Below are 13,031 nucleotides of genomic sequence, written 5' to 3' on the forward strand. Positions count from 1 at the left end.
GGCCTCCGGGGGCTAGGGCGCGAGGCGCGCGTGGTACGGCGTCAGGATCCGGTCGAGGCGGCTGCGGCCATCGGCGGTCGCGAAGTCCACCGGGTCCTCGCCGGTCGGGGCCAGGACGCCGGGCGGGCAGCGGTCGGCGAACAGCACCAGGGCACGGGCGCCCGGTTCGCGTTTGGAGGCCCACAGGAAGCCCTGCGCCCAGGGGTCGGTGTGACCGCGTATCCAGTGCGCCCAGTCCCTGGTGTACGGGTAGTCGCGCGCCTCCGCCTGGACCAGCCAGCTGTCCTGGTGGACGGCGGCCAGGTCCTGCCCGGTGACCAGCGCGACCACGTCCACGGACGCCGTGAGCCGCAGCGCGGAGAGGCGGCGGCCGGTGACGGCCACCCGTGGCACCAGGCGGGCCCCGCCCGCCGGGTCGAAGGGCAGCGAGTGCAGGACGCTCTCGCTGACGGCGGCTTCCGGGGTGAGTCCGGCGTACAGGTAGCCGTACCGGTCGCAGGAGGTGGAGTCGAAGCGGCCGCCCCCGTAGAGGCAGTGGGCGGGCACCGGGTTGAAGGAGTCCCCGGAGCGGCGCGCGGAGTGCACCCGGTAGAGCGGGGTGCCGGCGACGAGGGTCACCTTGGCCGGGGTGCCGGCCGGCTCGGCGGGCGGCCGGTAGTTGGGCACGGGCTACTCCCCTTCGGTGAGGAACCGGGCGGCCGCGAGGAGCTGTTGCTCGCCCGGGGTGTCCAGCAGGCCGGCGGGGGTCCCGGTCAGCCAGGCGTTCGGGGAGAGCCACCAGTCGGCGGCGCCCCAGGGGTCCTCGTCGGCGTCCAGCAGCAGGTTGACCTCGCGGACGGTCGCGCGGACCCGGCCGTCGGCGGTGAACTGGAAGGCGGGCAGGCGGACCTGGCCGCCCGCCGCGCGCAGCCGGACCAGGCCCGGGGCGTACGGGTCGCTGCCGCGCTCCAGGGCCTCGGCGTCCCCGAGGGAGGGGGCGGCGAGGAGGCGGTCGCGGACCTCCCCGAGGACCGGTCCGACCATGCGGTGCCCGTCGAGGACCAGGACGGCCAGGTCCTCGGCGGTGAAGCCGAGGTGGCCCTCGGCGGGGCCGGCCGGGGCGGCGGTCAGCCGGCTCTCCCCGGGGAACCGGTCGGGCAGCCGTTCCCCCAGCAGCCGGGCGGCGAGCAGGGCGGCGCGCCGGGCCGCCTCACCGGTCTCGGTGCGCGACGCGGAGAGCAGCAGGGCGAGTCGCGCCAGGGCCGCGGGATCCAGCCGGGGGTGCAGCTCGTCCCATTCGGCGGCCGCGGCGGCCAGTCGTGCGTGGGGGTCGGTCACGACCGGCCTCCGTTCGTGTGGGTGAGCAACTCCTCGACCAGGTCGGCCCGTTCGGGGCGGCGCACCAGGAGGTGGACGTCCCAGGCCCCGCCGCGCGCCAGTTCGGCCTCGACGGCGGCCCAGACGGCGGCGAGGCTCTCGGCGGGGGCCAGCCCGCCGCGCCCGGCGCCCAGCAGGGGCAGGCACACGGACACCGGGAGGCCGGAATCGGCGGCGCGGGCTTCGGGCAGCAGGGCGAAGACGCGGGTCACGGCGCGGGTCACGTCCGCCGGCAGGACGTCGTAGTCGTTGGTGCCGGGCCGGGGTACGGCCACCGCCGCGTGGTGGATACGGCGAACGCCCTGCCCTTCGAGGGCCCCGGCTCCGGTCACGGCCACCGTGCCGGGTGCCACGGGCAGGCCCTGCGGGGCGTACCGGTCGGTCCAGGCACGCAGTTCGTCCCGGACCCGGTCCTCGACGACCCGGCCGGCCGGGTCCCGCACGGCGCCCGCGCGGCGCAGGGAGGCCGCGACGGAGGACTTGTACGGCTCGGGCAGGGCGAAGTGGGTGTTCGACGGGGAGACCACCACGTCGATGTCGCGCAGCAGGTCGACGGGGTGCACGTGCAGGGTCAGCCGGTGCTCGCGGCCGCCGGCCCGGACGGTGATCCGGCGGTGGCTGAGGGCCAGTTGGCGGGCCGCCCTCGGGGGCACGGGCGCGTCGGCGCGGCCGTCCGGCGGTAAGCTCCCGGCGGCGGCGTGGCGTACGAGCTGCTCGGCCACCTGCCCGAGCACCATCAGCTCCTGGTGCTTGCGGAAGCGCTCCACGCTGACCCCGTACACCTGGGCGGCCCGTCTGCGCCGGTCGGCGGGGGGCCAGTCCCGGGTCCCGCGCGCGAGGCCGAGGCTGTATTCGGCCGCCTCCTGGAGGGTGCCCCCGCCCATGGCGGCGACGGCGGTGCGCAGCAGCCGCTCGACGGCGGGGAAGTGCGGCTCTCCGGGGCTCCCCTCCCCCGGACCGGCCGACATGCCGGCGAGCACAGGAAGCCTGAGCTCACGCAGTCGGACGATCCCGGCCCGCCGCACTTCCCTCACCTCCGCGAGGACCTCCCCGTAGTCCGGCAGTTGTGTGGGCGACATGGCGGAAGGATCGCACCGCCCGCGCGCCCCGAACAAGCCGGATCCGGCCCTCTTCTCCCATGGTGCGGCCCTGACCGGTCGCGGCCAGGTCGTCCGGCGGGCGCGGCGGGGCGGGTCCGGGTCGGATCCGGGGCGGCGGCCCCTCAAGGGGCGAGGACGTCGAGTTCCTCCAGGGCGCCGAGTGCGATCTGGCGGGTCAGCGCCTCGGCCGCGGCCGCGCCGCCCTCCCGTACCGCCTCGGCGACCCGCACGTGGAGGGTGACGGCCGCCGGGTCGGGGTCGTGGAACATCACGGAGTGCCGGGTGCGGCCGGTGAGGACCTCGGCGACGACATCGCCGGGCCGGGCGAACATCTCGTTGCCGGAGGCGCCCAGCACGGTCCGGTGGAAGGCGATGTCGTGGTGGAGGTAGCCCTCCAGCTGGTGGCCGCGCGAGGTGCGGACCATGCCGAGGGCCGCCTCGGTGAGCTGCGCGCACTGCTCGGGAGTGGCCCGGGAGCCGCCAGCGGATGTTAATGCGCTTCAGTGGTGCTCCCAGCGACGAGGACAGCGAGGTACTACGTGAGCTCCCAGCGCGTCATTGTGGTGATGGGCGTGGCCGGCACGGGCAAGACCACCGTGGGCCGGCTGCTCGCGGAGGCGCTCGGGCTTCCGTACGCGGAGGGCGACGCCTTCCACCCGGCGGCCAACGTGGCCAAGATGTCGGCCGGCACCCCCCTGGACGACGCCGACCGCCGGCCCTGGCTGGACGCGATCGGCGAGTGGATCCGCGACCGGGCCGGGCTGCGCGGCGGTGTGGTCGCCGCCTCCTGCCTCAAGCGCGCCTACCGCGACCGGCTGCGCGCGGCCGCTCCCGGGGCCGTCTTCGTCCACCTCACCGGGGAACGGCCGCTGATCGGGAAGCGGATGGCGGACCGCAAGGGCCACTTCATGCCGGCCTCGCTGCTCGACTCCCAGTTCGCCGTGCTCGAACCGCTCCAGGCGGACGAGTGCGGGGTCGCCGTCGACGTCGCCGGCACCCCCGAGGAGATCGCCGAACGGGCCCTGGCCGCCCTCCGGCTCCTTTGAACACCCCCCAGCAGAGCCCAGAGAGCCCAAGTCCCAGAGGGTCGAGGACCCCACCGTGACCGGTCTCAGCGTCGAGACACTGGCGGCGGCCGCCCGGCGCGGCGGCTACTCCCTGATGCGGATCGGCGTTCCCGCGCCGGCCGGCCTGTTGGTGATGCACGGGCCGATCCCGCCGCACCCGGGCCCGCTGGTCGCCATCGACGCGCTGCACGCGAACCTGGGCGTCACCCTCGCCCTCGGCGTGCTCGTCGCGATCCCGACCGTGATCATCGCCGGGCCGCTGTTCTCCCGGTACGCGGAGACGGTCATCTCGGCGGTCGGCCTGGGCTGCGTCCTGCTGCTGTCGCTCGTCCTCTGACGGCCGGCGCGCCCGGCCCTCGCCGACCGCTGCGCCGGCGCGCCCCGCCTCAACCGCGCCGGTGGGCCGGTCCGTCGAGCTGGGCCGCCGCGAGGGCGAGGCCGTCGGCCGCGCGGGCGCAGCGGTCGGCGAGGGCGGCGACCTCGGCGCGGAAGGCGTCGCCCTGCGGTCCGCGCCACTCCAGGGCGGCCGCCCCCGCCCGCAGCCGTCGGGCGTGGGAGCGCAGGGCCGCGGAGTGGGTGCGCAGGCCGTCCGCCGGGGCGGGCCGGCTCGGCCGGGGGCAGTCGGTCACGGGCTCCTCCAGGAGGGCGGGGCGGGTTCGTGGAGCGGCAGGAGCCGGGTGCCGGTGACCGTGCCCTCGACGGCGGCGGCCCCCGCCCCCGCTTCGGCCCCGGACGGCAGGGGGACCACCCGGGTACGGGGGTCGGCGGGCGCCCGGGCGTCGGCCGGGGAGCCGGCGGCGAAGACGTGCGTGACCGCGTACACGGCGGTGAAGTCCCGGTCCCGGGCCAGGTCCATGGCGGTGACCGCGCCCAGCCGGTGGCCGACCAGGGCGAGTTCGGCGCCGGAGGGGATCAGGGCGCGGACGGCCCGGGCCACGGCCGGGGCGTACGAGGAGTCCCGGTCGGGCAGTTGGACGACGTGGCGCAGTCTCCCGTCGGGCCCGGTCACCCGCTGGACGAGCAGGGCCCCGGCCGCGTCGAGCAGGCCGGTGTTGCGGACGTACCCGGCGAGGGTGCCGGTGGTGTCGAGGGCCTCCAGGATCCCGGTCTGCGGGGTACGGGGCTCGCCCGCGCCGGGGCCGCGGGCGCAGAAGGCCCGCAGGGCGGCGCCGAGTCCCAGCAAGGGTTCGGCGGTGACGGCCCGGCCGGTGGCGACCTGCCAGCCGGCGTGGTCGTTGAAGGGGTTCTCGTCGGTCAGGGCGTGCCACGCCAGGACGTCCGCGAAGGTCGGGGCCAGCAGGGTGAAGGCCTCCGCGGCGCCCCGTTCGCGCAGCAGGGCCCGGAAGGCGCGGGCCGCGTCGGCCTGCCGGTCCTCCGCGACGGCCCGCAGGACGGCGGCGCAGTCCGGGTCGGCGAGCAGTTCGGGGCGTTCCGCTCCCGCGACGCGGATCCGGGCCTTCAGCCCGCAGACGGCGGTGCTGACCGCGAGGCTCTCCCGGCCGGCCAGGACCCCGGCGAGCCACCCGGCCCGGGCCAGGCCGCGCCCGCGCGGGGCCCAGCCGAGGCCGGCCGGGTCGGTGAGGGTGCGCAGCAGGGTCCGCCAGGCACGGCGCCGGCCGCCGCCTCCGCGCCCCGCCAGCGCCCCGGCCGGCAGGCGGGCGCCGAGCGCGAGCCCGGAGGCGTACCGGGCGGCCTCGCCCACGGCGTCGGCGGCCTCGGCCAGTTCCCGGCACAGGGCGTCGAGCCGACCGGCGTCCGGATCGGTGGCCAGGGCGGTCGCGGCGTCGGACATGGGCTCCTCGCGGGGGCTGCGTACGGTGACTTCGGCATCACCGTACGTCCGCACCGCGAGCGGCGCGCGCGGGGGCGGGCCCGAAGGCGGCCTCCCGGAAGGCGGTGCGCAGCGCGGTGACGGAACCGGCGCCGGGACCCTGCGCGGGACCGGGGACGAGGACGGCCCAGCGGTCGTGGCGGGGGGCGATCCACACGCCCGGGCCGGGGCCGGACGGGGGGTGAGCGCTCCAGAGGCCGCCGGGAGCGGGGTGCCAGAGCAGTCCGCGCGAGGGGGTGAGTTCGCCGGTCCGGATCCGCAGTGACTCGTCCGTCCAGGCCCGGGCGATGGGGTGGTCGGCGGTGGAGAGCAGGTGGCGCAGGAACCGGCCGAGGTCGGCCGGCGAGGTGTGGAGGGTGCCCTCGGCGAAACGGGTGCGGTGCATGCCGAGCGGCTGCCAGACGCGGGTGCGGGCGTGGTCGGGCAGCGGGGTGCCGGAGAGGTGTTCGGCGAGGCGGGTGAGGGTGGCGAGGGCGGGCGGGGCATCGGCGTGCGTGAGCAGGTGGTGGGCGGTGGTCCCGGTGGGCGGCCCCGCCGGGTCCGTCAGCCCGTAGGCGGTGAGCGGGGTGTGCAGGGCCAGCTCGCCCTGGGCGACGAGGCTGCCGACGACGGGCCAGAGCGCGAGCACCGCCGTGAGGGCTCCCGCGTCGAACGGGGTGTCCTCCCCGCCCGGCCGGCCTGCGTACAGGGCGTGGACGGCGTCCGCCGATCCCACCGCCCAGAGCGCTGCCGGGTCGGCGGAGCGCATGAGTGCCTCGATCTGCGGCGTCATGGTCGGCCACGCTACGTCGCCCCGCCGGGCGGTCCGGGCACGTCCGCCGGGACGTCCGGGTGAAGTCGCCGCCCGCCACCCGAATGCCGGGGGCGGGCGGAACGGCTCCCGGGGACTAGTGCTTGTCGGGGCGGTCGGTGACCCGGAGGGTGTTGAGCAGGGGCTTGCCGTAGCCGTTGTGCGTGACGAAGCGGAGGTTCAGCACCCCGTCCGTGACCGTGACCGTGTAGGTCCTGGTCAGGGCGGTGTAGGTGCCCGCCTCCAGGGAGATGTCCAGGGAGGGCAGGATCTGGGCGCCCTCGGCCAGGACGTCGAAGACGCGCTTGTCGGGCTTGGCGTTGGAGAGTTCCGCGAAGCCCAGCTCCACGGTGTAGGTACCGCTCGGCAGGTTGTCGAAGCGGTACTCGTACATGCCCTCGCGGGCGTTGCGGAAGAGCCGCTGGTCGTCGGTGGCGGCGATGGTACGGCCGGTGGACTGGACGGTGGTGTTGCCCTGGTAGCCGTACGAGCCGGGCGTGTACCTGCGGTCCGGGGACCAGGAGTCGCCCGCCGCGTCCGTGCCCGCGTAGTCGGAGCCGGCGTCCAGGGCGGCCTGGTAGCGCGGTACGACGATCTTGACGGGGACGGTGAGGACGGGGGTCCGGCCGCTGGCCGAGGTGATCCGCAGGTCGGTGGTGAGCACCGTGCCCGGGGTCAGCCCGGCGGTGTCCACCGCGAGGGTGAGCGGGGCCTTGCCGCCGGCCGGCAGGTTCCCGTCCGCCGGGGTCACGGTCAGCCAGGGGGCGTCCTCGGCGGCCGTGTAGGCGGTGGCGAGGCCCGCGTTGGCGAGTTCCAGGGTGCGGGTGCGCCGCTGGCCCGCGGGGAGGACGAGTTCCACGGACGGCCGGGCGGCGGTGACCCTGCCGGTGCGCAGGGACCGGTTCACGGCGGTGACGTCGGCCGGCTTGACGTCGACCGCGGCGGTGGCGGCCTCGTACGAGGGCGCGGTCAGGGTCACCGTACGCGGGCCCGAGGGGCTCTGGACGACGTACCCGCCGTCGGCCGCGGTGGTGGCGGAGACGGCCGAGTCCCCGCTGCCGACGGTCACCGTGGCCCCGCCGACGCCGTTTCCGTCGTTGGCGTCGAGCACCCGGCCCGAGACGACACCGCTGCGGGTGGTCCGGAAGCCGATGGACAGGCCGTCGGTGATGGCGGGGGTGTTGAAGGAGTACCTGAAGGCGTCGGTGCCCGCCGCGTTCTCCACGCCGACGGTGGCGGTGGAGCCCCCCTTGATGCCGGTGCCGCCCGTCCCCTTGTAGGAGTAGGTGACGGCGCCGTCCTCGCCGATCGCCGCCGAGAAGGAGAAGGTGTCGGCCTGCGCCGACCAGTGGGACACCTGGCGCCACTCGATCACGTAGCTGCGGTGCGGGGCGGTGCCGGTGACCGCGGTGAAGACGCCCGATCCGCTGTCGGGGGCGCCGACGACGAGGTCGTCCCAGAAGGGGTAGAGGGCCGCGTTGGGGGTGGCCGTGCTCGGGAGGTCGCCGTTGACGTCGCCGGTGTGGTTGCCGCCGAAGCTGACGGTGCCGTTGGTGCCGATCCAGGCCTGGGCGTACGTCTTCCCGTACAGCGGCAGCGGGAAGGGCAGCTCGACGCGCTCGGTGGTGTTGTCGCCGGTCAGGGCGAGCCGGCGGTCCCCGGCGGAGTACGGGCGGCCGTCCCCTGCGGCACAGGCGTAGCCGTAGCCGTCGGTGCGCTCGGGGAGGTTCACCGCGACGGTGGTGTCGGCGGCGACGGTGGCCTTCGCCGTGCCCGCGCTGAGGCAGCGGGCGGGGTGGGCGGCGTTCACGTCGTAGGTGCCGTGCGGCAGCGTGACCTCGAAGCGGCCCTGCGCGTCGGTGGTGGCGGTCACGGGGGTGTCCGCGATGGTGATGGCGGCGCCCGCGGCGGGCCCGGCGGCGGAGGAGACGGTGCCGGTGAGCCGGGCGGTGGCGACGCGGGTGAGGGTGAGGTCCGCGGTGGCGGTGGCCTGCTCGGTGACCGTCGCGCCGGCGCTCCGCTGTCCGTAGCCGAACTTCGAGGCGGTCAGCTCGTACGCGCCGACCGACAGGGCGGGGAAGCGGTAGCCGCCGTCGGCGCCCGTGCTGACGGTCCGGTCGATCGGGCCGTGGGCGGTGACCCTGGCGCCCGCGACGGGCTCGCCGTCGTCGCCGCGGACGGTGCCGGCGAGGGCGCCGACCGCGCCGCGCGGGGCGTTGTCCACCGCGGCCAGCGCGTCGAGCCGGCCTTCGCCGAAGACGTTGTTGTCGGCGGGGGTGCCGCCGCACTGGCCGCTGTCCGTGTCCTGGGCGGTGCCGTCCAGGAGGGACTCCGTCCGCGCCACGTCGCCGGCGAGGGAGGGCGCGGCCGACCAGAGCAGGGCCACGGTGGCGGCGGTGTGCGGTGAGGCCATGGAGGTGCCGGAGAAGGCCTCGTACCCGCCGCCGGGGACGGAGGAGCGCACGTTCACGCCGGGGGCTGCGATGTTCGGCTTGACGATGCCGCCGGGACCGGCGCCGCGCGAGGAGAAGGGGGCGACGGCGTTGTCGATGCCGAAGGCGCCGGAGCTGTAGGAGTGCGTGTAGTCGCCTGGCGAGCCGCTGGTGGAGCAGCTCGGGCCGGAGTTCCCGTTGGAGAAGGCGGGGAAGATGCCGGCGGCCCGCCAGGCGTCGACGACCTGCGCGTACCAGTCGTCGTGCGCCGCGCTGCCCCAGGAGTTGTTGACGACGTGCGGGGCGAGGTCGGGGCGGGGGTTCTGGCCGTTCAGGTCGGTCGGGGCGACGATCCACTGGCCGGAGGCGAGCAGGGAGGCCTCGGAGCAGGAGTTGGACTCGCAGCCCTTCGCGGCGATCCACTGGGCGCCGGGGGCGACGCCGATCTTGTTGGCCCCGCCGTCGTCGCCGACCATCGTGCCCATCGTGTGGGTGCCGTGGTCGTTGTTGTCGCAGGGCGCGGCGCCGGCGCAGACGCCCGCCGGGTCGAACCAGTTGTGGTTGTGGTCGTAGGACCCGTCCGCGTTCCTGCCGCGGTACTGGGTGTTGACGGCGGGGTGGGTGTAGTCGACGCCGCTGTCGATGTTGGCGACGACGATGCCCTCGCCGCGTACGCCGAGCCGGTCCCACACCTGGGGTGCCTTGATCCGGTCGATGTTCCACTCGACGGCGTCGGCGGCGGTCTTCTCCCGGGTGCCCTCGGCCGGCTCGGGGAGGGTGACCTTGTCGTCGGCGTCGATGCGGGCGACCTCGGGGCGCTGGGCGATGGCGCCGGCGAGTTTGCGGCTGCCGACGACACGGACCGCGTTGACGATCCAGTACGAGGTGTACTCCGCCCCGGCCCCGTGCAGGGCCTTGAGGACCTCGGCCTGGGTACGCGCGGCATGGTCCTTCTTGGTGCGCAGAACCGTTTCCGCCTTGGCGGCGCGGGTCTGCTGTTTCCCCGCGGCGGTCAGGTCGGCGGCGCTGTCGAGGTAGACCCAGAAGACGGCCTTGTCGGAGCCGTCGAACTGGGCGCGGAGGGCGGGTTCGAGCTTGCGCTCGGCGGCCGAGGGCGCGGGCCCCGGTTCCGGGGCCGCGAGGGCCGCCCCCGAACCGAGCGGGAGGAGCAGGGCCGAGCCCAGAGCGGCGAGCGCCGCGCGTAAGGAACGTCGTCGGTTGCGTTGTGGCACGTGTCGTCTCCTCGTACGCCGTGTGTGCGGCGTGTGCAGATCGTGCGGATCGTGCGGGAAGTGCGTGCGTGACATGCGCGGGTCATGTTGTGGGAGGCGCGACACGCATGACAAGAGGGCCTCGTGAGCCAGGAGGAGTGCCGGCTGCGAGGTTGCGTCTTGTGGGTCAGGGCGCGGGCCGGCCGCCCCTGGACCCGCGTCCCGAGGAGGCGATCAGGAGCGACAGGATGCCGGTCACGGCCAGGCTCCCGAGCATGACCATGCCCACCCCGATCACGAAGAGCCCGCTCCCGTCGTCCGACCAGTCGTAAGCGGCGGCCACGGTCAGCCCGGCGGTGGTGCCGAGCACCGCGGCCTCGAGGCACTTCCGGGAAGCCGCCCAGTACACCGGTACCAGCAGCGTCAGCCCGAGCCCGATGACCTGCCACGGCTCGTACGGGCCGGTCGTCGAGCCGTCGGGGTGCACGTCGCGGTGCTGGTCCCAGCCGAGCCAGGCGGCCCACAGCCCCATCGCCACCCCGGCCAGCGCCAGGGTCGCCAACAGGCGGGAAAGGGGGGTCTTCGGTTCTCTGCGCATGGGGCCAGTGTCCGGGCCCCACCCGCAGGCCCGTCAGAGCGCGGGTACTCAGCTTCACCCGAGTACCTGCTTGACCCGAGTACCCGCACCGCGGCCCTGCCGATCCGTCGTCCGGGTGGCTGTCCGGGCCCGGGCGGGCCAGCCTGGGGGCATGACCGCGACGCCCGGCGAACCCGTGCCCACCCCCGGCGTGCCACCGGAACCAGGCCCCCTCCCGGCGCCCGCCCCACAGCCGGGGAACGGGCCGGAGGGCGGGGTCCCGCTGCGCTCCGCCCAGGGGCGGTGGATCGTGCTGACCACCGTGCTCGGGTCGGGCATGGCCCTGCTGGACTCGACCGTGGTCAATGTGGCCCTGCCCCGCATCGGGCGGGACCTCGGCGCCGACCTGGCGGTGCTCCAGTGGACCGTGAACGCCTACCTGCTGACCCTGGCCGGGCTGATCCTGGTGGGCGGGGCGCTCGGCGACCGGTTCGGGCGGCGCCGGATCTTCGTGCTCGGGGTGGTGTGGTTCGCGGTGGGCTCACTGCTGTGCGGGCTCGCGCCGAACGCCGGGGTCCTGATCGCCGCCCGCGCCGCCCAGGGCATCGGCGGCGCGCTGCTGACACCCGGGTCGCTCGCGCTGATCCAGGGCTCGATCCACCCCGCCGACCGGGCCCGCGCGGTGGGCCTGTGGTCGGGGTTCGGCGGGGTCGGCGCCGCCGTGGGGCCCTTCCTCGGCGGCTGGCTGGTGGACGGGCCGGGCTGGCGGTGGGTGTTCCTGCTGAACGTGCCGGTGGCCGCGCTGTGTGTGCCGGTGGCGCTGAAACACGTACCGGAATCGCGGGATCCGCAGGCGAGCGGGCGGTTCGACGTGGTCGGCGCGGTGCTCGGCGCGGCGGCGCTGGCCCTGCTGACGTACGCGCTGATCGAGGCCCGGTCCGCGGCGGCGCCGGTCATCGTCGCGGCCGTCGGCGGGGTGCTGCTGGCCGCCGCGTTCGTGTACGTGGAGCGGCGGCGGCAGGATCCGATGGTGCCGCCGGACATCTTCGCCTCCCGGCAGTTCACCGCCGTCAACCTCGTCACCCTGTTCGTGTACGCGGCCTTCGGCGGCTTCTTCTTCCTCATCGTGCTCCAGCTCCAGGTGGTGTCCGGGTACTCCGCCCTGGGCTCCGGGGCCGCGCTGCTGCCCACCACCGCCCTGATGCTGCTGCTGTCGGCCCGGGCGGCGGCGCTCGGGGAGCGGATCGGGCCGCGCGTCCCGCTCACCGTGGGGCCGCTGCTGTGCGCGGCCGGGACGCTGCTGACGCTGCGCGTGGGCCCGCACGCCTCGTACGTACGGGACGTGCTGCCGGCCCTGGTGGTGATGGGGGCCGGCATGACCGTGCTGGTGGCTCCGCTGACCGCGACCGTCCTGGCCTCGGTGCACCCGGGCCGGGCGGGCCTGGCCAGCGGCATCAACAATGCCGCCGCGCGGGCCGCCGGGCTGCTCGCGGTGGCGGCGCTGCCGCTGCTGGCGGGGATGGGCCCGAACGCGTACCTCTCGGCCGGGGCCTTCGACTCGGCCTTCGGGCGGGCCGTGCCCTGGTGCGCGGGAGCGCTGGTGGCCGGAGCCGCCACGGCCTGGGCGACCGTACGCTCCCCCGCGCCCGGGGGCTGCCACCCGCAGTGCCGTACGCACTGCGCGATCGGCGCCCCGCCGCTCGAACCCCCGCCCGGAATACCCCCGCCGGACGGACCCCCGCCGGACGAGGGCGCCGGTACCGGGGCGGCGGATCCCCGGCCGGGCCCCCGGGCCCCGTCCTGAAGCCGGGAGGGCGCGCGTGTGCTGGAGCGCGGCGGCGGACCTGGCGGCGGGCTCGGCCGTGGCCGGCGTCGGGGTGGTGTGCGTGGCGCGCGTGCGGCGGGCGCGTGATCTGCCCGTCGCCGCGCTGCCGCTGCTGCTCGGGGCGCACCAGCTGGTCGAGGCCGCCGTGTGGGACGCGGGCGGCGGCTGCGGTCCGGCCACCACCGCCTGGGCGGTGATCGCGCTGCCGCTGCCGGCGCTGTGGGTGCCGCTCGGGGTGCTGCTCGCCGCCGCGCCCGGGGTCCGGCGCCGGCTGTGGGGGCCGGCGGCCGTGGGTGTCGTGACGGCCGCGGTCCTCGCGTACTGCCTGGCCACCCGGCCGGTGACGGCGCAGGTCCGGGGCCGGGTGATCGGCTACGGGGTGGACATCCCCTACGCCCCGCTGGTCCTGGCGGGCTACCTGTGCGCCACCCTCGGCGCCCTGCTGCTCGCCGGGGACCGCCGGCTGCGGCTGCTGGGGGCCGTGCTGGGCGCCGGGGCCCTGCTCTGCGCGGCCCTGTGGCGGCTGGAGTTCGCCTCCACCTGGTGCGCCTTCGCGGCGGTGGCCTCGGTCCTGGTGCTCGGCTGGGTGCGGCGCCCGGCCTGATCCGGAAGAGACGGCCTACTGGTTCTGGCCGCCCAGGACGAAGAGCAGGTAGACGAAGAAGGCGAAGAGGTGGCCGACGAACAGGTACGCGACCAGCCTGATGACCAGGCCGCGTGGGAACTTGGACTCGATGCGCCGGAGCACGCTCAGCGGTGCGGCCTGCCCTGCCTCCTGCTCCGTGGTCTGCTCGGCCTGCTCTGAGACGGTGGACATCTGCTCTCCTCGGGACTCGGACACG

General features: G+C 76.0%; 12 protein-coding genes and 2 pseudogenes. 4 read left to right on the forward strand and 10 right to left on the reverse strand.

The genetic code is table 11. The annotated features are described in order from the left end of the window. Nucleotides 1–12: 12 nt before the first annotated feature. The 4 genes and pseudogenes from OOK34_RS30180 to OOK34_RS30195 all read right to left on the reverse strand — a co-directional run. Nucleotides 13–666: an RES family NAD+ phosphorylase gene (locus OOK34_RS30180; RefSeq protein WP_267037335.1), complete on the reverse strand. Its 654-nt coding sequence runs from the start codon at nt 664–666 to the stop codon at nt 13–15. Between the two features lie 3 nt (nt 667–669). After that, nucleotides 670–1,317, reverse strand: coding sequence for a hypothetical protein (locus OOK34_RS30185; protein ID WP_267037336.1), 648 nt, complete (start codon nt 1,315–1,317; stop codon nt 670–672). Continuing rightward, nucleotides 1,314–2,435 (reverse strand): hypothetical protein, encoded by a 1,122-nt coding sequence (locus tag OOK34_RS30190; protein WP_267037337.1) that lies wholly within the window; start codon nt 2,433–2,435, stop codon nt 1,314–1,316. Before OOK34_RS30190 ends, OOK34_RS30185 begins: the two co-directional genes overlap by 4 nt. Nucleotides 2,436–2,578: 143 nt before the next feature. Further along, nucleotides 2,579–2,926: pseudogene (locus OOK34_RS30195) on the reverse strand (FCD domain-containing protein); the annotation flags it as partial. A 69-nt stretch (nt 2,927–2,995) separates the two neighbouring features. Between OOK34_RS30195 and OOK34_RS30200 the strand changes: the two are divergent. Then, a complete protein-coding gene (locus OOK34_RS30200) occupies nt 2,996–3,502 on the forward strand; it encodes a gluconokinase (protein ID WP_267037338.1) in 507 nt (168 codons plus the stop codon). Between the two features lie 91 nt (nt 3,503–3,593). Next, nucleotides 3,594–3,800, forward strand: a pseudogene (locus OOK34_RS30205) (gluconate transporter); the annotation flags it as partial. A 109-nt stretch (nt 3,801–3,909) separates the two neighbouring features. Here the strand turns inward: OOK34_RS30205 and OOK34_RS30210 are convergent. From OOK34_RS30210 to OOK34_RS30230, 5 genes are all read right to left on the reverse strand, one after another. Then, a complete protein-coding gene (locus OOK34_RS30210; RefSeq protein WP_267037339.1) occupies nt 3,910–4,152 on the reverse strand; it encodes a hypothetical protein in 243 nt (80 codons plus the stop codon). Next, nucleotides 4,149–5,315 carry a hypothetical protein gene (locus OOK34_RS30215; protein WP_267037340.1) on the reverse strand — a complete coding sequence of 389 codons (1,167 nt, stop codon included), beginning with the start codon at nt 5,313–5,315 and terminating at the stop codon, nt 4,149–4,151. The genes OOK34_RS30210 and OOK34_RS30215 overlap by 4 nt, the downstream gene beginning before the upstream one ends. Before the next feature lie 37 nt (nt 5,316–5,352). Next, entirely contained in the window at nt 5,353–6,126 is a 774-nt protein-coding gene (locus OOK34_RS30220) for a hypothetical protein (protein ID WP_267037341.1), read from the reverse strand. Between the two features lie 115 nt (nt 6,127–6,241). Continuing rightward, complete coding sequence (locus OOK34_RS30225; RefSeq protein WP_267037342.1) at nt 6,242–9,808, reverse strand: S8 family serine peptidase; 3,567 nt, start codon at nt 9,806–9,808, stop codon at nt 6,242–6,244. A 166-nt stretch (nt 9,809–9,974) separates the two neighbouring features. After that, the gene (locus tag OOK34_RS30230) at nt 9,975–10,385 is read right to left on the reverse strand and encodes a hypothetical protein (protein ID WP_267037343.1); all 411 of its coding nucleotides are present in this window, start codon (nt 10,383–10,385) and stop codon (nt 9,975–9,977) included. Nucleotides 10,386–10,536: 151 nt separating this feature from the next. Here OOK34_RS30230 and OOK34_RS30235 point away from each other — a divergent pair, with 151 nt between their 5' ends. Together OOK34_RS30235 and OOK34_RS30240 are read left to right on the forward strand one after the other, a co-directional pair. Further along, nucleotides 10,537–12,168, forward strand: a complete 1,632-nt coding sequence (locus OOK34_RS30235) for an MFS transporter (RefSeq protein WP_267037344.1) — start codon at nt 10,537–10,539, stop codon at nt 12,166–12,168. A 16-nt stretch (nt 12,169–12,184) separates the two neighbouring features. Beyond that, nucleotides 12,185–12,793: a DUF6629 family protein gene (locus tag OOK34_RS30240; RefSeq protein ID WP_267037345.1), complete on the forward strand. Its 609-nt coding sequence runs from the start codon at nt 12,185–12,187 to the stop codon at nt 12,791–12,793. 15 nt (nt 12,794–12,808) lie between these two features. On the opposite strand, the gene OOK34_RS30245 is transcribed toward OOK34_RS30240, so the two are convergent. Next, nucleotides 12,809–13,006: a DUF6126 family protein gene (locus OOK34_RS30245; protein WP_267037346.1), complete on the reverse strand. Its 198-nt coding sequence runs from the start codon at nt 13,004–13,006 to the stop codon at nt 12,809–12,811. Nucleotides 13,007–13,031 lie beyond the last annotated feature (25 nt).

This window comes from Streptomyces sp. NBC_00091 (genome assembly GCF_026343185.1).
Lineage (GTDB): Bacteria > Actinomycetota > Actinomycetes > Streptomycetales > Streptomycetaceae > Streptomyces.